Origin of the sequence: Streptomyces sp. NPDC048659 (genome assembly GCF_040650575.1) — a bacterium.
In the GTDB taxonomy this organism is placed as follows: Bacteria; Actinomycetota; Actinomycetes; order Streptomycetales; family Streptomycetaceae; genus Streptomyces.
On sequence record NZ_JBEZHM010000043.1, the window covers coordinates 1 to 22991 of the forward strand.

Annotated in this window: 14 protein-coding genes; 7 read left to right on the forward strand and 7 right to left on the reverse strand. The window is 72.9% G+C overall.

Annotation, left to right across the window (positions count from 1 at the left end):
• Together AB0C99_RS27705 and AB0C99_RS27710 are read left to right on the forward strand one after the other, a co-directional pair.
• Positions 1-5715: ricin-type beta-trefoil lectin domain protein (locus AB0C99_RS27705; protein ID WP_362480437.1), on the forward strand; the 5715-nt coding region annotated here is incomplete at its 5' end.
• Positions 5705-5995 (forward strand): hypothetical protein, encoded by a 291-nt coding sequence (locus tag AB0C99_RS27710; RefSeq protein ID WP_362480440.1) that lies wholly within the window; start codon positions 5705-5707, stop codon positions 5993-5995. The genes AB0C99_RS27705 and AB0C99_RS27710, both read left to right, overlap by 11 nt.
• Positions 5996-6068: 73 nt before the next feature.
• Here AB0C99_RS27710 and AB0C99_RS27715 read toward each other — a convergent pair whose 3' ends face one another.
• The 7 genes from AB0C99_RS27715 to ligD all read right to left on the reverse strand — a co-directional run bounded on the left by AB0C99_RS27715 (position 6069) and on the right by ligD (position 15651).
• A complete protein-coding gene (locus AB0C99_RS27715; RefSeq protein WP_362480443.1) occupies positions 6069-7544 on the reverse strand; it encodes a penicillin-binding transpeptidase domain-containing protein in 1476 nt (491 codons plus the stop codon).
• Positions 7541-8941 carry an FtsW/RodA/SpoVE family cell cycle protein gene (locus AB0C99_RS27720; RefSeq protein ID WP_362480445.1) on the reverse strand — a complete coding sequence of 467 codons (1401 nt, stop codon included), beginning with the start codon at positions 8939-8941 and terminating at the stop codon, positions 7541-7543. The genes AB0C99_RS27715 and AB0C99_RS27720 overlap by 4 nt, the downstream gene beginning before the upstream one ends.
• Positions 8942-8968: 27 nt before the next feature.
• Positions 8969-10363, reverse strand: a complete 1395-nt coding sequence (locus AB0C99_RS27725; RefSeq protein ID WP_362480448.1) for a HAMP domain-containing sensor histidine kinase — start codon at positions 10361-10363, stop codon at positions 8969-8971.
• Positions 10360-11196 carry a hypothetical protein gene (locus AB0C99_RS27730; protein ID WP_362480451.1) on the reverse strand — a complete coding sequence of 279 codons (837 nt, stop codon included), beginning with the start codon at positions 11194-11196 and terminating at the stop codon, positions 10360-10362. Before AB0C99_RS27730 ends, AB0C99_RS27725 begins: the two co-directional genes overlap by 4 nt.
• A 127-nt stretch (positions 11197-11323) precedes the next feature.
• A complete protein-coding gene (locus AB0C99_RS27735; RefSeq protein ID WP_362480454.1) occupies positions 11324-13411 on the reverse strand; it encodes a PBS lyase in 2088 nt (695 codons plus the stop codon).
• A gap of 357 nt (positions 13412-13768) precedes the next feature.
• Positions 13769-14770, reverse strand: a complete 1002-nt coding sequence (locus AB0C99_RS27740) for a DNA ligase (protein WP_362480457.1) — start codon at positions 14768-14770, stop codon at positions 13769-13771.
• Complete coding sequence (gene ligD / locus AB0C99_RS27745; protein WP_362480459.1) at positions 14767-15651, reverse strand: non-homologous end-joining DNA ligase; 885 nt, start codon at positions 15649-15651, stop codon at positions 14767-14769. Before ligD ends, AB0C99_RS27740 begins: the two co-directional genes overlap by 4 nt.
• A 70-nt stretch (positions 15652-15721) precedes the next feature.
• On the opposite strand from ligD, the gene AB0C99_RS27750 reads away from it, so the two are divergent.
• The 5 genes from AB0C99_RS27750 to AB0C99_RS27770 all read left to right on the forward strand — a co-directional run bounded on the left by AB0C99_RS27750 (position 15722) and on the right by AB0C99_RS27770 (position 22971).
• Positions 15722-16831 carry a Ku protein gene (locus AB0C99_RS27750; protein WP_362480461.1) on the forward strand — a complete coding sequence of 370 codons (1110 nt, stop codon included), beginning with the start codon at positions 15722-15724 and terminating at the stop codon, positions 16829-16831.
• Between the two features lie 503 nt (positions 16832-17334).
• Positions 17335-18045: a response regulator transcription factor gene (locus tag AB0C99_RS27755; protein WP_362480464.1), complete on the forward strand. Its 711-nt coding sequence runs from the start codon at positions 17335-17337 to the stop codon at positions 18043-18045.
• Between the two features lie 45 nt (positions 18046-18090).
• Positions 18091-18972, forward strand: coding sequence for a hypothetical protein (locus AB0C99_RS27760; protein WP_362480466.1), 882 nt, complete (start codon positions 18091-18093; stop codon positions 18970-18972).
• Between the two features lie 231 nt (positions 18973-19203).
• A complete protein-coding gene (locus AB0C99_RS27765) occupies positions 19204-19896 on the forward strand; it encodes a 4'-phosphopantetheinyl transferase superfamily protein (RefSeq protein WP_362480469.1) in 693 nt (230 codons plus the stop codon).
• 312 nt (positions 19897-20208) lie between these two features.
• Positions 20209-22971 carry a non-ribosomal peptide synthetase gene (locus tag AB0C99_RS27770; RefSeq protein ID WP_362480472.1) on the forward strand — a complete coding sequence of 921 codons (2763 nt, stop codon included), beginning with the start codon at positions 20209-20211 and terminating at the stop codon, positions 22969-22971.
• Positions 22972-22991: the final 20 nt, after the last annotated feature.

Sequence of the window (22991 nt, forward strand, 5' to 3'; positions counted from 1 at the left end):
CGCCTGCGCATCGCCCGCGTGATCAACGAGTACGGCGGCGAGACCGCCGTCACGTACAAGCCGATCACCGGCAAGTGCCTCACCGGCACCGGCCTTCCCACGAAGACCGACACCGCCGGGCTGAAGGCGAACAACGAGTTCTGCTACCCGTCGTTCTGGAACCCGGACCCCGAGTTCGAGGACATCGACTGGTTCCACAAGTACGTCGTGGAATCCATCGAGGAGCTCCCGAACGTCCCCGGCGCCTACGCGACGAAGACGGCGTACCAGTACAAGAACCCGGCCTGGAAGCTGGCCGAGTCCGAGTTCACGAAGAAGTCGACGCGCACGTACTCGCAGTTCGCGGGCGCGGAGCAGACGACCGTCATCACGGGCGCCGAAGACCCCGCCATCGGCAGCAAGCAGTCCAAGGCCGTCACCCGCTACTTCCGCGGCATGGGCGACACCGTCCCGGTCAAGGACATCCACGGCAACGCCATCAAGGCGTCGGACGGCACCGCCGTCTACGACCGCGAGGCGTTCGCGGGCCGCGTCTCCGAGGAACTCAGCTACACCAACCCGACCGACGCGGACACCGACTGGCTGTCCCGCAGCGTCACCATCCCCGAGGCCACCGAGCTCGCCAAGCGCAACCGCGACGACGGCCTCGACCCGCTGAAGGCATGGCGCGTCACGGAGCCCGAGGAGGTCGCGTACACCAAGTCCTCCGGCACCAACGAGGACGACCCGCGCACCCTGCGCACGGTGAAGACCCTCACCACCTACGAGCCGACCTACGGTCTGCCCATCCAGGTGGAGTCGCTCGGCGACACCGGCCAGCCCGGCGACGAGTCCTGCACCAAGTCCGAGTACCTGCACCAGACCGGTCTGAACATCATCGGGCTGTCCAAGCAGGTCCTGGTCTCCCCGACCACCTGCGCCGCCGCCAACTTCGCGGACCTCTCCACGCTGAGCGGCGCCAACCGGACGGCGTACGACGCCACCGCCTACGGCGCGGCCCTCGCGGGCACGTCGCGTGGCCTGGCGACCGAGTCCTGGTCGCTGAAGGGCGACGGCTCCGGCTTCCAGAGCAACGGCACGACCGGTTTCGACGCGATCGGCCGTGTCGTCAGGCAGACCAACCCGGAGCAGAAGAGCGCCACGGTCACCTTCGAGCCGGCCACCGGCCAGGTCTTCAAGGTCACCCAGAAGAACTCGCTCGGTCACACGCAGGTCCAGGAGCTGGAGCCGGGTCGCGCGACCACGCTGAAGACCACGGACACCAACGGCAACACGAGCGAGTCGAAGTTCGACCCGCTGGGCCGGCTCGCCGAGGCATGGGCGCCCGGCCGGACGCCGTCGGCGTCGTCGGTGCCGGACTTCCGCGCCGAGTACACCATCCCGAAGCCGCAGCCCGACCCGGAGGACGCGACTCGCGAGATCCGCAAGCCTCCGTTCGTCACGACGTACGCGCGCGGCTACGAGGACCGGATCGAGACCTCGGTGACGCTGTACGACGGCCTCGGCCGCGAGCGGCAGTCGCTGGAGGAGGCCGACAACGACGCCGGCTACCTGGTCACCGACACGCTGTACAACAGCTCCGGTGAGGTCTGGCAGACCAACAACGCCTACCTGACCCGGGACGCCAAGCCCGGCGAGCTCTTCACCCCGCTCGCCGACACCGCCATCCCGAACATCACGCGCTACACGTACGACGGCCTGGGCCGAGTGCTCCAGGAGACCCCGTACATGAAGTACGTGGACCCGGTCACCAAGGAGACCTCCTCCAAGGCGTACCCGGAGCGGGCCGTCCGCTACGAGTACGGCCAGGACTGGTCGAAGGTCATCCAGCCGCAGGGCACCTCGGCCTACCAGGTCTTCACCGACGCCACCGGCCGTACCGTCCGTACGGACACGATCAACCCGGACGCGCCCGGTGGCCGCACCTCCACCCGCTACGAGTACAACCCGCGCGGCCAGCTGGTGAAGGCGACCTCGTCGACCGACGAGGCCCACCCGTGGTCGTGGACGTACGACAACCGCGGCCGGATGGCGACCGCGACCGACCCGGACACCGGCACCACGATCACGAAGTACGACGACCGTGACCGTCCGCTGACCGTCACGAACGCCCGCGGCATCACGATCTGGAACGGCTACGACGAGCTGTCCCGGCCCACCTCGCAGAAGCTGGGAAGCGCCTCCGGCACGCCGCTCGCGGAGTTCACGTACGACACCGTCCCCGGCGCCAAGGGCATGCCGGCCACGGCCGTCCGCTACACGGACGGTCTGGCGTACACCCAGAAGGTCAACGGCTACACGGCGGACTACCAGCCGACCTCGACCACGCTGAGCCTCCCGCAGGCGCTCGTGGACACCTGGGGGCTCAAGAAGGACTACACCTACAGCTACTCCTACTCCGACACCGGTGCCATCGACGAGGCGACGCTTCCCGCCGTCGGCAAGTTCGACGCCGAGAAGCTGGTCGTCCGGTACAACAAGGACGGCAAGCCGGTCACCATCTCCGGCAAGGACTGGTACGGGGCCGAGACGGTGTACTCGCCGTACGGCCAGGTCCTGCGCTCCACGCTGGGCGCGCAGCCGTACCGGGTGTGGGCGCAGAACACCTACGACGAGTCCACGGGAGAGCTGCAGAGCCAGCAGGTCTACCGGGAGAAGTCCGATCCGTCGGTCGTCACCGGCAACCTCGTGTCGAACCGCTCGTACTCCTACGACCCCTCCGGCAACGTCACGGACATCCGTGAGGAAGCCACCGGGATCGAGGAGCGCCAGTGCTTCTCCTACGACCCGCTGGGCCAGCTGAAGGAGGCGTGGACCTCCAAGGACCAGACCGCCTGCGGCGCCCCGAAGAAGACCGACGGTTCGCTGAACGTGACCGCCGGCACCGACAGCTCCGGCTACTGGCAGCAGTACGAGTACGACCTGCTGGGCAACCGGAAGAAGCTGGTCGAGAAGGACCTCACGGGCAACGCGGCCAAGGACGCGACGACCACGTACGCCTACGGCAAGGCCGACGGCTCCCAGCCGCACACCCTGACCAAGGTGTCGAAGACCTACACCACCCCGGCAGGGGCCCAGGTCAAGGCCGAGGCCGATCGTCTCTACGAACTCACCGGCGAGACGAAGTCGGTCACCTCGATCCAGAACGGTGACAAGCAGTCGCTGACCTGGACGCCGGAGGGCCAGGTCGACCGGATCACCGGCTCGGGCGCCGGAGGCAAGACCCCCTACGTGGGCCTCGCCGACAAGTGCCTCGACCTCAAGAGCGGCGTCGCCGCCGCCGGGCAGGCGATCCAGCTGTACGCCTGTAACACCTCGGCGGCGCAGAGCTGGAAGTTCACTCCGACTCCGGCTCCCGTGGGCGGGGCGCAGAGCGACCCCAACCGGGGAAGCATGTCGGTCTACGACGACTGGTGCCTCCAGCCGGCGGCGAACACGGCCGGCTCCGCGGTGCAGATCCAGAAGTGCAACGGCGGTGCCGCGCAGGAGCTGAAGCGCAACACGGCGGGGCAGCTCACGCATGTCGCGTCCGGTCTGTGCCTGGCGGTGCAGGGCGCGAACTCGGCGAACTCCACGCCGATCGTTCTGGCCACCTGCGACGGTGCCGCCACCGCGCAGCTGTGGGCGCCCCAGAACGACACCCGCCACATCTACGGGCCGGACGGCAGCCGTCTGCTCACGATCAAGGGCAAGTCGGCCACGCTGTACCTCGGAGAGGCGGAGGTGACCGTCCAGCAGGGCGGTGTCCTGGTCAACACCCAGCGCACCTACGCCAGCGCCGGCGGCTCCGTCCTGCGGTACGCCTACGGCACCGGGGCGGACAATCTCGTCGCCCTGACCACCGATCACCAGGGCTCCACGTACGCCGAGGTCTCGCTCAGCGGGACCATGGCCGTCCGTATCCGCAAGCAGGATCCCTTCGGCAACCAGCGGGGTGCCGGAACGGTGGGTGCCGGCGCGCAGGCCCACACCGGGTTCCTGGGTGCGGTCCGTGACGACTCCTCCGGATACCAGCCGCTCGGCGTTCGTCTCTACGACCCGGTGGTCGGACGCTTCCTGTCCGCCGACCCGATCGTCGACCTGAACGATCCGTTGCAGTCCAACGGTTACGTCTACGCCCAGAACAACCCGGTCACGTATTCGGACCCGACCGGTCTGGCGATCACCCTGACCGCCTCCGAGCGGGCCGCGGCCCTCGCGGGCGCGGGACTGTCGGCGGCCCAGGTCGCCCAGGCGCAGGCGATGCAGGGCAAGTCCCTCACGTCCGTCATCCTCTCGGTCGCGTGGGAGACGCTGAAGGACTTCATCGGCATCAACGACGCCATGGCCTGCTTCGGCGGTGACATGTGGTCCTGCGGCAGCCTGATCATCGGGGCCATCCCGTGGACCAAGCTCGGCAAGATCCCGTCCGTCCTCAAGGCCGTCAACCGCACCATCGACGCCATCCAGGCGTTCAAGGCCGCCAAGAAGGCAGCCGAGGCGGTGCTCAAGGCCGCCAAGGCCGCCGAGGCAGCGGCCTTGAAGGCGAAGAAGGCGGCGATCGAGAAGGCGAAGAAGGAAGCCGCTCAACGGGCGAAGAAGAAGGCAGCCGAAGAGGCCAAGAGAAAGGCCGACGCGGCAGCCGCCGCGAAGCGGAAGACCGGTAACGGGACGCAGAAGCAGGCGCAGGCCAAGGCCGCTCCGAAGTCCACCTCCCAGCCCAAGAGCTCGGGCGGCGGCAAGGGCTCCGGCGGCAAGGTCAGCACCTCCAAGCCCGGTGGCTCCTCCGGCGGGTCGTCCCGTCAGAACGGTGGCGCCAGCGGCAGCGGTGGTGCCGGCAAGGCCGGTGAGAGCAGCACCTGCAACAGCTTCGTGCCCGGCACCAGGGTGCTGATGGCCGACGGCTCCACCAAGCCGATCGAGAAGGTCAAGGCGGGTGACAAGGTCGTCGCGACCGACCCGGAGTCCGGGCAGACCCGCGCCGAGACGGTCACCGCGGAGATCAAGGGCCGGGGTCTCAAGAACCTGGTCAGGATCACGATCGACACCGACGGCACGGCAGGCCCGAAGACGGCTCAGGTCACCGCGACCGACGGCCACCCCTTCTGGGTCCCCGAGCTCGGCGAGTGGATCGACGCCACCGACCTTCAGCCCGGTCAGTGGCTCCACACCAGTGCGGGCACGCGCGTCCAGATCGCCGCGATCCAGCGCTGGACGGTCACGGACGCCACGGTCCACAACCTGACCGTGGGCGACGTCCACACGTACTACGTGGTGACGAGGGGTGTCTCGCTCCTCACGCACAACACGAACTGCCCGGTGTTCCGCGGCACGACCGAGGGATTCGACGGCAGCCCCGGCACCCAGCGTGTCGGCGTCACCCCGACGTCCTCGGACCCGGGTGTGGCCACCATCTTCGCCACGCACTCGCAGCAGTACGGCGACTCCGTGGTGCAGATCGCGACCCCGGACGACCTGGTCGGGGTGGCGACCCACGAGGGCTACATCGCGCGGGAGATGGAGGTCGGTGTGGAGATATCACCGGCGGACTTCTCGCGGCGGTCCAGTATCTCGATTCCCGCCTCGGCCGCACGGGAGATCCTCGGGCGGATGGGCGTCAACATTCCCATGAGGATCGGCATCGAGGATCTCAATCCGCTCCTGGAGATGACGCCTAAACTCACAGCACAACAGATCGGACAGTTCGTGAGAGAGGCGGCGGCACATGGCAGCTGACGGGCTCCTCGGCATCGACCACGTCGAGCAGGTCTCGGACACCGAGGTCACCTGCGTCGTCCGTTGCCTTCGGGGAACCGTCTCGGTCGGAGACGTCATTCGTACGGGAAGGACGGCGGCCAACGCGGTCGTCGCCCTGGAGGCCACGGTCCACGCGATGTGGAGATACGGCCGGCCCGTCGAATTCGTCGACACCGTGCACACGGCGAAGGTGATGTTCACCGGGGCCGGAGCACGGGCTCTCGCCGAATGCCGCGAGGTCGCCACCGGCGTCCTCTGACCCAGGCTGTCCTCGCATCTCCGGATCCCGCCTCCACGATCACGTCGTGGAGGCGGGATCCGCCGCGTTTCCGTCACCCCCGCCTCTCCGCCTCCAGCGCCAGCGCCTGTTCCATCACCGCCTTGGCGATCGGGGCCGCGTTGCCGCCGCCGCTGATGTCGGTGCGGCTGGCCTCCGCGTCCTCCACCACGACCGCGACCGCGACGGCCGGCTGGGCCGAGTCGGCGGCCTGGGCCCAGGCGATGAACCAGGCGTACGGGGTGCCCGTGTTGCCCAGGCCGTGCTGGGCCGTGCCGGTCTTGCCGCCGACGCGGGCGCCGGGGATCGCCGCGTTGGTGCCGGTACCCTCGTCGACCGCGCGGACCATCAGGTTCTGGAGCTGGTTCGCGGTGGAGGGGCGCATCGCCTGGCGGTAGCTGCGGCGGCCGGTGGTGTCGACCGTGGTGCCGCCCGCCGTGGTGGTGCGCTCGACCAGGTGCGGGGCGGCGATCTCGCCGTTGTTCGCGACCGCCGCCGCCACCATCGCCATCTGCAGCGGGGTCGCCGCCGTGTCGAACTGGCCGATCGAGGAGAGGGCGAGCTGGTCGTCGCCCATGGCGGTGTCGAAGTTCGACTTCGCCACCCAGGACGGGACCCGCAGGCCCGTGTCGTTGAAGCCGAACCTCCCGACCGCGGCCACCATGTCCGTGAGCCCCACCTTCACCCCCAGCCCCGCCATCACCGTGTTGCACGACCACTGGATCGCGTACGCCAGCGAGGCGTCCGCGCAGCCCGTCGCCTCGTTCGGCAGCACCTGGCGGGTGCCCGGCAGCACGAAGGGGTCCGGGATGCCGGTCGGCGCGTCCACGTCCGTCACCACGCCCGCGTCCAGCGCCGCCGCCGCGGTGACGATCTTGAACGTGGAGCCCGGCGGATAGGTCTGCCGCAGCGCCCGGTTCAGCATGGGCTGCTCCGGGGCCGCGTTCAGGCTCTTCCACGCGTCCGTCACCGCCGGGCCCGTCCCCGACAGCGCGCCCGGCTCGTACGAGGGGGAGGACACCAGCGCCAGGATCCGGCCGCTCGCCGGCTCGATCGCCGCCACCGCGCCCCGGCGGCCGTCCAGGCCCCGGTACGCCGCCTCCTGCATCCGGGCCCGGATGGTGGTGACCACGTCGCCGCCCGGCTGCCGGCCGCGGCTGATGTCGTTCCACAGCGGGAGCGGCGCCAGCATCGGGTCGGTGCCCGAGAGCAGGTCGTCCTCCGCGTTCTCCAGCAGCGAGGTGCCGTACGTCTGCGAGGCGTACCCCGTCACCGGCGCGTACAGCGGGCCCTGGGTGTACGTGCGCTCGTAGCGCAGCTGCTGGCCGCTGTCGCGCGAGCCGGTGACCGGGCGCCCGTCCACGACGATCTCGCCGCGCGGCTCGCCCCAGCGGGTGATCGCGATCCGGCGGTTGGCCGGGTTGTCGTCGTACGCGTCGGCCTCGAAGACCATCACCCGCGCCGCGTTGACGAGCAGCGCGACCAGCAGGACCAGGCAGAGCGCCGCCGCCCGGCGGATGTAGCGGATCACTTCGCGTCCTCCACGATCGGGGCGATGACGCCCCCGTCGGCCATCTCCGGGCGCGGTGCCCGCGCCGAGTCGGAGACCCGGACCAGCAGCGCCACGATGATCCAGTTGGTGACGACCGAGGAGCCGCCCTGGGCCAGGAAGGGCATCGCCATGCCGGTCAGCGGGATCAGGCCCATCACCCCGCCCGCGATGACGAAGACCTGGAGGGCGAGGATCGAGGCCAGGCCGATGGCCAGCAGCCGCCCGAAGGGGTCGCGCAGGGCGAGCCCCGCCCGGTAGCCGCGGGCGACCAGCAGCGCGTACAGGAGGAAGAGGGCGGTCAGGCCGACCAGGCCCAGCTCCTCGCCCGCCGTCGCCAGGATGAAGTCGGACTTGGCGGCGAAGCCGATCAGGACCGAGTGGCCGAGGCCGAGGCCCGCGCCGAGCATCCCGCCGGCCGCGAAGGCGAACAGCGACTGGGCGAGCTGCCCCGGCCCGTCCCCGGCCCGGATCGAGGCGAACGGGTCGAGCCAGTCCTGCACCCTGCTGTGCACGTGCGGTTCGAGCGAGCCGACCAGGAAGGCCCCGGCCGCCGCGAGCACGAGCCCGACCGCGATCCAGCCGGTCCGGCCGGTCGCCACGTACAGCATGATCACGAACAGGCCGAAGAAGAGCAGCGAGGTGCCCAGGTCGCGCTCCAGCACCAGGACGCCGACGCTGAGCAGCCAGATCGCCACGATCGGGCCCAGCACCCGCCCGGTGGGGAACTGGAACCTCCAGATCCGGCGGCCGGTGAACACGAGCGCGTTGCGGTTGGCGGCCAGGTACGCGGCGAAGAAGACCGCCAGCAGGATCTTGGCGAACTCCCCGGGCTGGAACGAGAGTCCGCCGAGCCGGATCCAGATCTTGGCCCCGTTCACCGCCGGGAAGAAGATCGGCAGGATCATCAGGACCAGCGCCGTGGCCACCGAGAGGTACGCGTACCGCTGGAGCGTCCGGTGGTCGCGCAGCAGCACCACCACGACCGTGAACAGCGCGACCCCGAGCGTCGACCACACCAGCTGGGTGGGCGCCGCGCGGTCGCCGGGGGTCTCCAGGTCCAGCCGGTAGATGAGGACCAGGCCGAGGCCGTTGAGCAGCACCGCGATCGGCAGCAGCAGCGGGTCGGCGTACGGGGCGCGCCAGCCGACCGCCAGGTGCGCGAGCAGCGCCAGCCCGCCGAGCCCGGCGCCGTAGCGGGCGGCGTCCGGCGGCACGGCGCCGCTGCGGGCGAGGCCGACCTCGGCGTAGCCGTAGACGCAGATGAGGACGGCGCAGACGAGGAGGGAGAGTTCCACGCCGCGGCGCTTGGGGATGCGCAGCCCCGGCGGGGGCGCGTCCCGCGCGTCCTTCTGCTTCGTCGGCGGCGCTGCGGTCATGGACCGCAACGTAGCAAGCGGTAAGCTTTATGTCCCTTTTGCGTGACGGTGCGCCGCGTCGGGGTCCGTGCCGGGGCCGGTGCCGGGCTCCGCGTCGGGGTCCGTCCCGCCGTCCGGCTCCCCGTCCTCCGGCTCGTGGTCCGGGTCCGCCTCCTCGTCCGGGTCCGCCAGGCGCACGTACTCCGGGAGCTCCAGGCGCGCCACCGCCCCGCCGTCCGGCGCGTTGGCGAAGACCAGGTCCGCGCCGATCACCTCCGCCTGGCCCACCGCGATCGTCAGGCCCAGCCCGTGGCCCTTGCCGCCGCTCTCGGTGCGGAACCGCTGCGGGCCCGCCGCCAGCAGGTACTCCGGGTAGCCGGGGCCGTGGTCCCGTACGGTCACGACCGGGCCGGACACGCTCAGCACCACCGGCGGCAGGCCGTGCCGGTGCGCGTTGGCGACCAGGTTGCCGAGGACCCGCTCCAGGCGCCGCCGGTCCGTCTCCACGGCCGCGTCCCGCTCGATCCGGACCTCGGTCGGCGTGCCGGAGGCCCGCACCACGCGCTCGGCGAGCGGGCCGAGGTCGTACACGGCGAGGTCCACGGTCTCGGTGCCCGCGTCGAGCCGGGAGATCTCCAGCAGGTCCTCGGTGAGCCCCCGCATCGCCTTGACCCGGTCCTTCACCAGCTCCGACGGGCGCCCCTCGGGCAGCAGTTCGGCCGCGGCGGACAGCCCGGTCAGCGGGGTGCGCAGCTCGTGCGCCACGTCGGCGGTGAAGCGCTGCTCGGTCTGGAGCTTGCGCTGGAGCGAGGACGCCATGGTGTCCAGGGCCCCCGACACCGTCGCCACCTCGTCCTGGGGCCGCGAAGGGTCCTCGGTACGGGGGTCGTTGACGCGCGCGTCGAGGTCGCCCGCGCTGATCCGCCGGGCCACCTGCGCGGTGAGGTGCAGCCGCCGGGTGATCCGGGTGACGGCGAAGGAGCCGACGAGCAGGGTGACGCCGATGGCGAGCACGGAGGAGCCGAGGATCGAGCGGTCGAGGCCCTCGATGGTGGCGACGCCGCTGGAGTAGTCGAGGCGGACGGCGAGGGCCCTGCCGTCCGCCGGGCCCGCGGCCCACATCGTCGGCCGGCCCTGGTACTCGGTGACCATGGTGCCCCGGTCGCCGCGCAGCGCCAGCGCCCGCAGCGAGCCCGGCAGGCCGTCCGGGTCCACCCCGGCGAACCGGGGCAGCGGCTCGCCCGCCTCGTACAGCCGGCTGACCTCGCCCAGCCGGGCGAGCGCCTTGTCCCGGGAGTCCTTCACCGTCTGGCTCGCCACCGACACGTGCACGAGCACGCCGAGCAGCGCCGCCAGCGCGCAGCACATGACGGTGATGAAGACCGCGGACTTCCAGGTGAGGGTCGCGGTCCAGGCGGGCAGTCGGGGGCGGCGGCGTCTCACCGGCTCGCCTCGGGCGGCGCGCCGGGTGCCGGTCCGGTCCTGCCGTCCCAGGGCGCCGATCCGGGCCGGCCGTCCCAGGGCTGCGCGGACGCCGTGGTGGGGGTGGCGGTGGGGCTGACGAACGCGGGCGCCGGGACCATCGTGGCCCCAGGGCCCGGCGGCTTGACCCGGACGATCTCGTCCCGCGCGGGCAGCATCGTGCGCTGCTGCGGGTCCCAGGTCCAGGCGGTCCGGTACTCGTAGCCCGGGATGCCCGCCGAGCTGACCCGCATGATCAGGTCCCGGCCGGCCAGCTCGACGCTGACCACCTGGTCGACGGTGGACATGATCCGGGTCAGGCCGCCGTTCTCGGCGAGGTAGACGCGGACGCCGAGCTGCTGGTCGGGCATCCGGATGCCGACGATCAGCTCGTCGCGCCCGTTGCCGGTGAGGTCGCGGTAGTACGGGGTGAGGACCGGGCAGTGCGGGCGGTCGGTGGCGCACGCGCCGATCGCCTTCACGGTCTGCTCGTAGAGCCCGTCCGCGCCGCTGCGGGCGTCGCCGTGGGCGCGCACCTCGGCCTGCACGACCGCCACCGGGTCCACCGAGCGCACGTCGTTGTCCGGGACGGCGACGCCGGGCACCCGCTGGGTGTCGGACTCGCCGTAGTCGATCGGCGGATTGGTCGCGGGGGGCAGGTCGGGCCAGAGGCGGACCGGTCCCACGGCGGTCGGGGTGGGGCCCGCGCTCCGGAGGTCGCCCTGGTTGCCGCAGCCGGCCAGGGCGAGCGCGCCGAACAGCGCCGCGGCCGATACGGCCGCGGCGCCGATGAGCTGCCTTCCGCGGGGTCCCACGTTCTTCCTTCGGGTCTCACTTCACCGGGGGTCGGCGAAGGCGAGGATGCTGCCGGTCCTCCCATAGACCTTATTCGTAAGGAAGTCCTTTTTGTCTATTTGTGGCGGCGGGAGCGCCCGGCCGCCGTCACATCCGGTGCCGCTCCATCCGCGCCAGCGCCGCCCGGCAGAGCGTGAGCAGCTTCTCGTCGTCGTGCACGTCGTGCGAGCCCGCCCCGTCCTCGCGCGCGTTGTGCCGGTGTCTCCTGGCCAGCTCGGTACGGATCGCGAACTCCGCCTCCGCCGCCGCCGGGCCCATCTCCGCCAGGCACTCGGCCACCGTCACCCGCGTGTGCCGGTTCTCCTCCCAGGCCGCGAGCAGCACCGGAAGCACCGACTCCGCCTCCCCCGACACCCGCCACAGCGCCGCTGCCGACCGCACCCGCACCCACAGGTCCCGCGACCCCAGCCCGGCCCGCAGCGCGGGCGCCGCCGAGGCCGCCGCCGGGCCGATCGCGCCCAGCGCCCGCGCCGCCGCGCACCACTCCGCGCCCGAGGACCCCGGCCGCAGCCAGCGGTCCAGCGCCTCCACCGCCTCCTCGGGGGAGCCGTCCAGCGCCCACACCGCCTGCGCCGCCATCGACGACACCGCCGCCGCCTCGGAGCCCAGCAGCGCCCGCGCGTCCTCCAGCGCCTCCCGGGCCGCCGGGCCGAACGCCGCCAGGGTCCGCAGACACGCCTCCCGCACCCAGTCCCGCCGGTTCGGCGGCGCCCCGCGCAGCACCCGCAGCACCTCCGGCAGCGCCTGCACGCCCCGGACCGCGCCCAGCGCGCACAGCAGCGGCGCCGCCCGGTCGTACAGCAGCTCGTCCAGCTCCACCTCCGCGAGCCCGCGCCGCAGCGCCGGGGCGAGCGGCAGCGCCGCCGGGCCCAGCGCCTTCACCGCGTACAGCAGCTCCCGGCGCACCTCGCCCTCCTCCAGGGCGCGCGCCAGCAGCGGGATCGCCCGCGCGTCCCCGCACCGGGCCAGCGCCAGCAGCGCCCCGCCCCGCCCGCCGGCCGGACCCGGCGGCCCCAGCGGGCCCGCCGGGGCCGCGGCGAGCCGCTCCGACAGCGCGTCCGCCGAGGGGCCCGCCAGCTCGAAGAGCCGCTCCAGGAAGGACGTGGCCGCCTCGCGCAGCCGCGGCTCCGGATCGCTCAGCTGCGCGCCGATCAGCCGGACCACCTCGTCGTACCGCCCCCGCCAGACCCGTATCAACGCCCCGCACAGCCAGATCGCGTCCGAGCGCTGCCCCCAGTCGGGGCTGCGGAGCTGGGCCAGGATCAGCGCGATGCGCTCGTCCACCCGGTCGTCGAGCGCGGTGTGCAGGGTGCGCAGCAGCTCCTCGGTCCACGGCGTCGGGCGGCCCGCCGAGTGCTCCTCCAGCAGCTCCCTGACCTGCCCGATCAGCGTCGGCGTGGCCGCCCTCGGGGTCTCCCCGGGCCCCTCGGCGGCGGGCACCGCGCGCACCTCGTCGAGCAGCACGGTCACCCGGTCCACCACGTCGTCCGGGATCTCGGCGGGCGCCACCCGGGCCAGCTGCGCCAGCGCCGCGAGCCGCAGCCCCGGGGCCTGCGCCGCCCGGGAGAGCCAGCCCAGCCAGTCGACCGTCTCCGCGCGCAGCGACTCGTGGCGCAGCGCCAGCCGGCCCACCGCGTGCACCAGGGCCAGGCGCACCTCGGTGTCCCGCTCCACGGTGAGCCGCTCCCGCAGCAGCCCGAGCACCCGGACCGGGTCGGGGTGCAGCGAGGCGAGCGCGCACGGGGCCGCGATCCGCACCTCGGGGTCGGCGTCGCGCAGCAGCCCGAGGAAGACGTCGGCACCGGCCGCGATGGCGGCGGCGGCCATCGCGAAGTTCGCCGCCGGTATGAACTCGGCGTCCTCCGCGTCGAGTTCGGCGACCTCCTCGTCGTCGCCGAGGTCGATGCCGCCGATGCTGGTCAGCAGCTCCACGATGCAGCCCCGGTCCTGGACCTCGGGGTCGGCGACGAGTTCGAGCAGGAAGGGGATGCAGGCGAGGGTCGAGTCGTACACGTCGCCCTGGTGGTGCACCGCGCCGTACATGCCGTCCAGCGCGTTCTCCCGCTCCAGGGAATCGGCGGAGGCGAGCCCGCGCAGGAGCTCCGGCACGTCGTCCGCCGGGCCGTACGCGTGGCCCAGCGAGGCCCAGTCGACCTCCTCGATCCCCGTCAACATGCCAGGCCGCCTTCCCCGTGAGCGCTGTACCAGGGAGCAAGTGTGCACCAACGCGCTGAGAACGAGGGCTCGCCTGCCGGACGCTCTCCGCGAACCCCCGCCGGGCCGCTCGCTTTGCGCCACCCGCCGTTCCGCCCGGCGCCGCGCCGGACCCCCGCGGGACCGCTCCCGGACCCCCTCAGGACCCCCGCGGAGCCCCCGCATCCGGTCCGTACCACTCCCCGGGGACGGCCGACCGGCCCGGTTCCCCGGCGGGCGGGCCGCCGGGCCGCCGCGGCGGCGTTGCGTGACTTTGTCCTGAACGGACCGCCACGGGAGGGGCGGGGGCAGGGTGGGCGATCCGGCCAGGGGGCTCGTTCACGGCGCGCGCCCCCCTCCGGGGCGGGGCTCGGTGTCGGGGTCCGGCGGCTCCGGCGGCTGGTCCGCCGCCCGGACCCGGACGAAGCGGGCCGTGTCCTGGCGGCCCGCCGGGACCCGCAGCTCGACCGGCAGGTGCTCGGTCAGCGGGCGGACGGTCCCGTGCTCCGGGTCCGCCATCGGCCCCGCGAGCAGCCCCGCCGTCAGCGCGGCGACCTCCCGGGCCTGTGGCGCGGTCAGCCGGGGGGCGGTGCGCAGGGTGCGCCCGTCCGGCAGCCGGACCAGCACCGCGTGCGGGCGCTCGGGCGGGCCGAAGACGCCGACGAGGACGGCGTCCCGGGTGTCCGCGTACCGCACCTTCCGCCAGGACCAGGTGCCGCCCGCCCGGTACGCCGAGCTCCACGCCTTCGCCACGATCCCCTCCACCCCGGCCCCGCGCAGCGCGCCGAACCACTCCCGCGCGGTGGCCGCGTCCTCCGTGGCCAGCACCCGCTGGAGCGGCGGCCCGGTGCCGTCGAGGGCCGCGCCGAGCAGCTCCCAGCGCTCCCGCAGCGGCCGGGCGCGCAGGTCGTGCCCGGGGAGGGCGAGGAGGTCGAAGGCGATGTACGAGACGGGGACGCCGGCCCGCTCCCGCTCCCGGTGCGGGCGCAGCAGGTCGGTGAAGCTGAGCCGCCCGTCGCGGTACGCGCAGAGCTCGCCGTCCAGCACGATCCCGGGCGGCAGCCGCTCGCCCAGGTACGCGGCGACCGCCGGGAAGTCGGGGGAGAGGTCGCGGCGGGCCCGGGACTGGAGGAAGACCCGGCCCCCTTCCAGGACGAAGGCGAGCGCGCGGAAGCCGTCGAGCTTGAGGGAGTACTGGTAGCCGCCGGGCACCCCGTCCGCCGCCGGGATTTCGTCGGCGGCCCGGGGCCGCATCACGTCGACGGGCGGCCGGAGCACGACGGCGTCACCGGGGCCGGGGCTCCCGGCCCCGGCCCCGACCCCCGCCCCCGCCCCGTTCACGGCAGCACCCCCGCCGCCGCCGGGTCGAGGAGCGGGGCGAGCAGGTCCCCGTACCGCTCCAGGCGGCCGGGCATGTCGGACAGGAGGACGACGAGCCGGTCCGGGGAGGCGCAGTCCGCCACCTCCGCCCAGGTGACCGGGGCCGAGACTGCGGGCAGCGGGCGGGCCCGCAGGGTGTAGGGGGTGGCGGTGGTCTTCGCGGCGGCGTTCTGGCTGTGGTCGACGAAGACCTTCCCCGGGCGCAGCGCCTTCGCCATCCGGTGCACGACCAGGCCCGGGTGCGCCGCCTCGGCCTCGACGGCGAGCGCGCGGGCGTACGCGGACACCTCCTCGGACGGGGTCGGCCGCAGCGGGACCAGCAGGTGCAGCCCCTTGGCGCCGGAGGTCTTCGGGTACGCGGTGAGTCCGTCGGCCGCGAGGCGGTCCCGCAGCCGGCGGGCGACCAGGCAGCACTCGACGACCGTCGCGGGCGGCCCCGGGTCGAGGTCGAGGACGAGCCGGTCGGCGAGCGCGGGGGCGTCCGCCCGCCACTGAGGGGTGTGGAACTCGACCACCAGGTTCGCGGCCCACATCAGCGAGGCCAGGTCCTGGACCATCACCTGCCGGGCCCGGGGGTCCTCGGAGCGGGGCACGGGCGTGGTCTTCACCCAGGCGGGGGTGCCGGGCGGCGGGTTCTTGGTGAAGAAGAGCTGCCCGTCCGGGCCGTCCGGGTAGCGCAGGAAGGAGACCGGGCGGTCGCGCAGATGCGGCAGGATCGCGGGCGCCACCGTGGCGTAGTAGTGCAGCAGCTCGCCCTTGGTGGTGCCGGTGGCGGGGTGGAGGACCTTGTCCAGGTTGCTGAGCGCCAGCCGCCGCCCCTCCACCTCTGTGATGGGCGTCATACGATGAGAATCCCACGATTACCCCCTATGCGGTGTGATCCGCCAGGAAACGGCGCGAAAGGTGACGAACGTGCGATCCATCTGGAACGGCGCCATATCCTTCGGCCTCGTCAGCATCCCGATCAAGCTGGTCAACGCCACCGAGAGCCGTTCGGTCTCCTTCCGCCAGATCCACCTGGAGGACGGCGGGCGCGTCCGCTACCGCAAGGTGTGCGAGCTGGACGGGGCGGAGGTCTCCCCGGCGGAGATCGGCAAGGCGTACGAGGACGCCGACGGCTCGATGATCCCGATCACCGACGAGGACCTGGCCGCCCTGCCGCTCCCGACGGCGAAGACGATCGAGATCGTGGCGTTCGTCCCGGCGGGCGAGATCGACCCGCTCCAGATGGACGCCGCCTACTACCTCTCCGCCAACGGGGTCCCCGCCGCCAAGCCGTACACCCTGCTGCGCGAGGCGCTGAAGCGCAGCGACAAGGTGGCCGTGGCCAAGTACGCGCTGCGCGGGCGGGAGCGGCTGGGGATGCTGCGGGTGGTGGACGACGTGATCGCCATGCACGGGCTGCTGTGGCCGGACGAGATCCGCGCCCCGGAGGGCGTCGCCCCGGAGACCCCGGTCACCGTGCGGGAGGCCGAACTCGACCTGGCGGACGCGCTGATGGCGACGCTGGGGGAGGTGGACATCAGCAGCCTGCGCGACGACTACCGCGAGGCGGTGGAGGAGATGATCGCCGCGAAGGCCGAGGGCGGCGCGGGCCTGGCGCCCGCCGAGCCCGCGGAGGGCGGAGGCGGCGGGCAGGTGATCGACCTGATGGCGGCCCTGGAGAGCAGCGTCCGCGCGGCCCGGGAGGCGCGCGGCGAGTCCGCCGGGCCGGACGAGGGCGCGGGCGGCGGCGCCGACGAGGGCGCGGCGGTCGCCGAGGTGACCGAGCTCAAGCCGCGCAAGCGGCCCGCGCGGGCGCCCGCCGCCCCCAAGGAGACGGGGGCGAAGAAGTCCACGGCCCGGACGGCTGCGAAGAAGACGGCCGCGTCGGCACCGGCGCGCAAGTCCACCGCCACCAAGAGCACGTCCGCCGCCAAGGGCACGTCCGCCGCCAAGAGCACCGCCGCCGCGAAGAGCACCGCCAAGAAGCAGCCCGCCAAGGCGGCGAAGAAGGCGGTGCCGCGCAAACGCTCCGCGTGACCCGAGGAGTACGGAGCGTTGGCCGGAAGTGTGCCCGGATGCATCGGACACTCCCGGATCGGCGTTCCGGGTAAAGAATTCGCCATGATGCCGAGCGGCCCTTCGGATAGGCCGTCACGCGCTCGCGCGTACACGTCTGTGGGTAGCGCACACGCGTGTTCCTGACTGTTTTCGGTCGCGAAGCGGCCCGCTCGGGGGTGCCCCGACCTGCTGCTGACCAGGCCGGGGCGCGGGGGGCGTGTCCGGATCGCTTCGGCCGCCGCGGGTCGTACATGGGGCCGGTGTATCCTCGGGGATCAAAAAAGGTCCGGAAAATTTAACCGGAATTCAATGTTCCCCTTTACTTCGCCGACACAGCCCGTTTACGCCGGAGATCTTTGACAAAGCGAAGCGATGGTTTTTAGACTCGCTGGACGACAGTCTAGGGGGAGACGATGAGTCAGCGTACGCAGGAAAAACCGAAACCTCTGATACCCGACGTTTATTTCGACCGTTCCGACCGTATGGGCCATGCCGACCGTGTCGAACGCGTCGACCGGGATTCCGTCGGCAGCGAGAGCTGGCGGATCCTCGTGGTGGAAAGCGAGCTCCGGTACGCGGAATCGCTCGTGACGGGCCTGCGGCGGCACGGCCACCAGGTGTCCACGGTCGAGACCGGCGGCGCCGCGCTCCAGGTGTACACCTCGGCCGACCTGGTCCTGATCGACCTCGAACTGCCCGATCTCGACGGACTTGAGGTCTGTCGGGCCATTCGCGCCGCCGGGGACACCCCGATCATCGCCGTCACCGCCCGCGGTTCCGAACTCGACCGGGTCCTCGGCCTCCAGGCCGGCGCCGACGACTACATGGTCAAACCGTACGGATTCCGCGAGCTCATGGCCCGTATGCAGGCCGTCATGCGCCGGGCCAGGCCCCGCCCGCGCGCCGTCGACGTCATCGACCAGGGGCCCCTCCGTATTGACGCCGGCGCCCGCCAGGTCAGCCTCGACGGAAAGCGGATCGACGTCACCCGAAAAGAGTTCGACGTCCTTTATCTGCTCGCCTCGAATCCCGGGAACGTCGTGCCCCGTAAAAGGCTCATGCAGCAGATATGGGGAGATTCCTGGTCGCGCAGAACCGTGGACACCCATGTGAGCAGCCTCCGTAACAAGCTCGGTTGCCGGGACTGGATCGTCACCATTCGCGGTGTCGGATTCAAACTCGGCAACGTGTAATTCGGCAGCGTCGGCGCACGGATTCGAAACACGGAGAACCGGAAAATGACTCACCCCCCGACGCAGCCGCCCCGGCGGGCCGTGTGCGTGGGCGAGGACTGCAGGCGCGGCGCCGTCGACGGCGGCGGCAGACGGCGGGCCCGGCCGGACCTCCGGCTCTGCCCCTCCTGTCTGGACCGGCTGGTCGCGGTCCTGGAAGAACTTCCCCGTCTCTACGCCGAGTGCGAGCGGGTGCTCGGCGGCGCCGGTGCCGCGCGCGGCACCGGCGAACGGCGCGGCACCGGCGGCAGACCCGCCGGCATCCCCCTCAACGGGGCGGCGGCGGAGGCGCGTTCGGCGATCGTCGCCACCCTCGGCTCCTGGAGCGGCCTCGTCGCCGACGAGCGCGGCTTCCCCGTTCCCCGGCGCACCCCCGACCACCTGGCCGCGTTCCTGCTGCGCAGCGCCGAGTGGCTGGCCGCCCACCCCGCCGTCGCGGACGCCACCCGCGAGCTGGAGCGGCTGGCCGCCGCCGCCCGGCGGGTGGCCCGCGAACCGGCCCGCCGGCACCCGGTCGGCCCCTGCGTCGAGCCCGGCTGCGGCGGGCTGCTCGCCGTCGTCGACGGCAGCCGGCAGATCCTGTGCGACGCGGACCCGGCGCACCGCTGGGCGGGCCACGAGTGGACCCGGCTGCGCCGCGCCATGCCCCCGGCCCGGGACGCGGCCCCCGAACCGGCCGAACGCTGGCTCACCGCCCGCGACATCGCCGACCTGTGGGGCGCGCCGACCGGGACCGTCTACCGGCTCGCCAGCGAACAGCACTGGCGGCGCCGGAACCGCTACGGCCGCACCTACTACGCGGAGAGCGACGTCCACGGCACCCTGAGCGCCCGAAGGCCCAGAGCGCCCCGAAAGCCCGCGGCGCCCAGAACACCAGCGATGAAGTGACCGCCACCCGACGCCCCGCCCCCGGCACCCACCCGGACGGCGGGGCGTCGCCGTTCCCGCGCCCCCGACCCCGTACGCCGGCCCCCGACCCCGTACGCCGGCCCCCGACCCCGTACGCCGGCCCTCGATCCCGTACGCCCGGCCCCCGCCTCGTACGACGCCCCCCGCCCCGCACACCGGCCCCGACCCCGTACACCGACCCCATCCCGTATCCGAGGAGACCCCCGCCCGATGCAGGCCGAAGCCTGGTTCCTGGAGGTGGGCCCCCCGGGGCCCGCCCCAGCCGTCCGCACCGCCCCCGCCGTCCCCGCCGTCTTCGACGCCCACGAGCGGCGCCGTCTCGCCGCCTTCGTGCGGGACGCCGACCGGGAGCTCTACACCGTCGCCCACCTCGCCCTGCGCACCCTCCTCGCGCGCGGGCTCGGCCGGGCGCCCGGGGAGCTCGTGTTCGCGCGCGAGCCCTGCCCCTGCTGCGGCGCCGCGCACGGGCGGCCGGTGCTCGCCGAGCCCGAGCCGCCGCTGCACTTCTCCCTCTCGCACACCGAGGGCCTCGTCCTCGTCGCCCTCGCCCCCGTGCCCGTCGGCGCCGACGCCCAGCTCCGCCCCGCGCCCGGCGACGTGCCCGCGCTGCTGCCCGCGCTCCACCCCGACGAGCGCGCCGCCGTCGCCGCCACACCCGGAACCGCCCGCCGGGCCGCCGCCTTCGGGCGCCTCTGGGCGCGGAAGGAGGCGTATCTGAAGGGCCTCGGCACCGGGCTCGGCCGCGCCACCACGCTGGACGACCTCGGCGCCGACCCGGCCGGCTGGACCGTGGACGACCTGCCCTGCGGACCCCGCCACCACGCCGCCCTCGCGCTGCGCGCGCCCCGGCCCGCGACCGTGCCGCCGAGGGTCCACCACGTGCCGTCCCTGACCGCGCTCTGAGAGAACCCGCACACCCCGGCCGGGATTTGAGAAACCCGACACAGCTCTGACACGGCGCTCATTGAACGCCGCCGCCGGTCCGAAGAAGCTGGACGTCAAGGTCGGTGCGCTGTCTCCACCGCGCGGCCCGCCCGGCCGGACCCACCGTCTCCCGGCCGCCCCCACGCCGTGTCCGCCATCCGCCGCCGTCGTGCTGCCCATCCCGCAGCCGGCGGCGCACGCGTTCCGGCACCCGCCGCGCCACCCCCCCCACAGGGCCTTCGCACCGCTCACCGCACACCGCACACCGCACACCAGAGAGAGGACACCGCCATGACCATGGCCATCCCATCGACCCGGACCGTCGCGGACCTGCTGCTCCAGGCCGCGGAGGCACACCCCGGCTCCGGCGTGCTCTACCACGAGGGCGACGCCGCCGCCCCGGCCGCCGCCCTCCAGCCGTACCCGGAGCTGGTGCGCGAGTCCCGCCGGGTCCTCGCCGGGCTGCGGGCCCGCGGGCTCGCCCCGCAGGACAAGGTCGTCCTGCTCCTGGAGCGCCCGAGGGAGTTCCTCACCGCCTTCTGGGCCTGCCTCCTCGGCGGCTACGTGCCGGTGCCGATGGCCCCGCTCGGCGGCGACCCCGAGCGCTGGGCCGCCCAGCTCGGGCACGTCCACACCCTGCTCGACGGGCCGCTCGTCGTCACCAGCGACAGCCTGGCCGCCGAGCTGCCCCGGGTCGACGGCCTCTCCGTCACCGCCCTCGACACGCTGTACGGCGACGAGCCGGCCGAGGCGCTCCACGAGGCGGACCCCGAGGACACCGCGCTGCTCGTCCTCACCTCCGGCTCCACCGGCAACTCCAAGGCCGTGCGGCTCACCCACACGAACCTGATCGCCTCCATGGCGGGCAAGAACACCGCCCACCGCATCGGCGCCGACGACACCTCCCTCAACTGGGTCTCCTTCGACCACGTCGCCGCGCTCCTGGAGTGCCACCTGCTGCCGCTGTCCGTCGGCGCCACCCAGCTGCACGTCGAGGCCAAGGTCGTCCTCGGCGAACCGCTCGACTTCCTGCGGCTGATCTCGCGCTACGGCGTCACCATGACCTTCACCCCGAACTTCCTGCTCGGGCTGCTCAACGCCGCCGCCGACCGGCTCGACGAGCACGGGCCCGTCGACCTGTCCACGCTGCGGCACATCATCAGCGGCGGCGAGGCCGTCGTCCGCACCACCGGCGAGGCGTTCCTCGCGCACTTCGCCCCGTACGGCCTCAAGGGCGACAGCCTCTGGCCCGCGTTCGGCATGACCGAGACCTGCGCCGGGTCCATCTACTCGCGCGAGTTCCCCGCCACCGACCAGGGCCAGGAGTTCGCCAACCTCGGCCGCCCCGTCGAGGGCCTGCGGATCCGCGTCGCCGACGAGCACGACCGGCCGCTGGCGGCGGGGGAGACCGGCGAGCTCCAGCTCAGCGGCCCCATGATCACGCCCGGCTACCACAACAACGAGCAGGCCACGAAGGACGCCTTCACCTCCGACGGCTGGTTCCGCAGCGGCGACCTGGGCCGGATCGACGACGGGCGCCTCACCCTCGTCGGCCGCAGCAAGGACAGCATCATCGTCAACGGCGTCAACTACTTCAGCCACGACATCGAGACCCTGCTCCAGGAGCTCGACGACGTCGCCCGCTCCTACGTCGCCGCCTTCCCGACCCGCGCCCCCGGCTCCGACACCGAGCAGCTCGTCGTCGCCTTCCACCCCGAGGTCGAGGACGGCGACGAACTCGGCCTCTACCGGGTCCTGTCGGCGGTCCGCGCCAGCGTCGTCATGCACTGGGGCTTCCGCCCCTCGCTGATCCTCCCGCTGCCGAAGGACGCCTTCCCGAAGACCAGCCTCGGCAAGATCCAGCGCCCGCTCATGCGCAAGCGGCTCGAAGCCGGGGCGTACGCGGAGACCGCCGACGCCGTCGCCGACCTGGTCCTGCGCCGCCTCGGCGGCTACACCGCGCCCGAGGGCGAGACCGAGACGGTCCTCGCCGGGATCTACGCGGAGATGTTCGACACCGACCCGGCGAAGCTGAGCGCCACCGCCAACTTCTTCGACCTCGGCGGCACCTCGCTCGACATCCTGCGGCTGCGCAGCCTGGTCGCCCGCCGGCTCGGCGCGCACGACCTCCAGATCATCACCGTCCTGATGGCCCCGACCGTGCGCGCGCTGGCCGCCCGGCTCGCCGAGGACGCGGCCGGCGGGGCGGCGGAACGCCCGTACGACCCGATCGTGCCGATGCAGGTGGTCGGCGACAAGACGCCGCTGTTCTGCGTCCACCCCGGCGTCGGCGAGGTCCTCGTCTTCGTCAACCTCGCCAAGTACTTCGTCGGCGACCGCCCCTTCTACGCGCTGCGCGCCCGGGGCTTCAACCCCGGCGAGAAGCCCTTCGGGAGCTTCGAGGAGATGGTGGGCACCTACGTGGCCGCCGTCCGCGAGAAGCAGCCGCACGGCCCGTACGCCCTGGCCGGCTACTCCTACGGCGGCGCCGTCGCCTTCGAGATGGCCAAGGTCCTGGAGGCGGCGGGGGAGAAGGTCGACTTCGTCGGCTCCTTCAACCTGCCCCCGCACATCAAGTACCGCATGGACGAGCTCGACTTCGTCGAGACCGCCGCCAACCTCGCCTTCTTCCTCGCCCTCATCGACAAGAAGCAGTCGCTCGACCTGCCGAAGGAGCTGCGCCACCTGTCGAAGGAGGAGCAGCTGGCGTACTTCGTCGAGCACGCCCCGCAGGACCGGCTCGCCGAACTCGACCTGGACCTGGCCAAGTTCACCGCCTGGGCGGAGCTCGCGGACGGCCTCACCGACCTCGGGCGCGGCTACAGCCCGGCCGGGCACGTCCGGGGCATGTCCGTCTTCTACGCGATACCGCTGCGCGGCACCAAGGAGGACTGGCTGAACAACGAGCTCAGCCGCTGGAAGGAGCACGCCGACGACGTCCGCTTCGTCGACGTGCCCGGCGAGCACTACACGCTGATGGGCCCGCAGCACGTGGCGAGCTTTCAGTCGATCCTCCGCAAGGAGCTCGACCGGGCGCTCGGCGACGGCAAGTAAGCACCACACGAAGGGGATCG

What these genes read in the sequence shown, in the direction of transcription:
- AB0C99_RS27710 (WP_362480440.1), top strand. Translation starts at nt 5,705, where the DNA reads ATGGCAGCTGACGGGCTCCTCGGCATCGACCACGTCGAGCAGGTCTCG.
- AB0C99_RS27720 (WP_362480445.1), bottom strand. Translation starts at nt 8,941, where the DNA reads ATGACCGCAGCGCCGCCGACGAAGCAGAAGGACGCGCGGGACGCGCCC.
- AB0C99_RS27735 (WP_362480454.1), bottom strand. Translation starts at nt 13,411, where the DNA reads ATGTTGACGGGGATCGAGGAGGTCGACTGGGCCTCGCTGGGCCACGCG.
- ligD (WP_362480459.1), bottom strand. Translation starts at nt 15,651, where the DNA reads ATGACGCCCATCACAGAGGTGGAGGGGCGGCGGCTGGCGCTCAGCAAC.
- AB0C99_RS27755 (WP_362480464.1), top strand. Translation starts at nt 17,335, where the DNA reads ATGGGCCATGCCGACCGTGTCGAACGCGTCGACCGGGATTCCGTCGGC.
- AB0C99_RS27760 (WP_362480466.1), top strand. Translation starts at nt 18,091, where the DNA reads ATGACTCACCCCCCGACGCAGCCGCCCCGGCGGGCCGTGTGCGTGGGC.
- AB0C99_RS27765 (WP_362480469.1), top strand. Translation starts at nt 19,204, where the DNA reads ATGCAGGCCGAAGCCTGGTTCCTGGAGGTGGGCCCCCCGGGGCCCGCC.
- AB0C99_RS27770 (WP_362480472.1), top strand. Translation starts at nt 20,209, where the DNA reads ATGACCATGGCCATCCCATCGACCCGGACCGTCGCGGACCTGCTGCTC.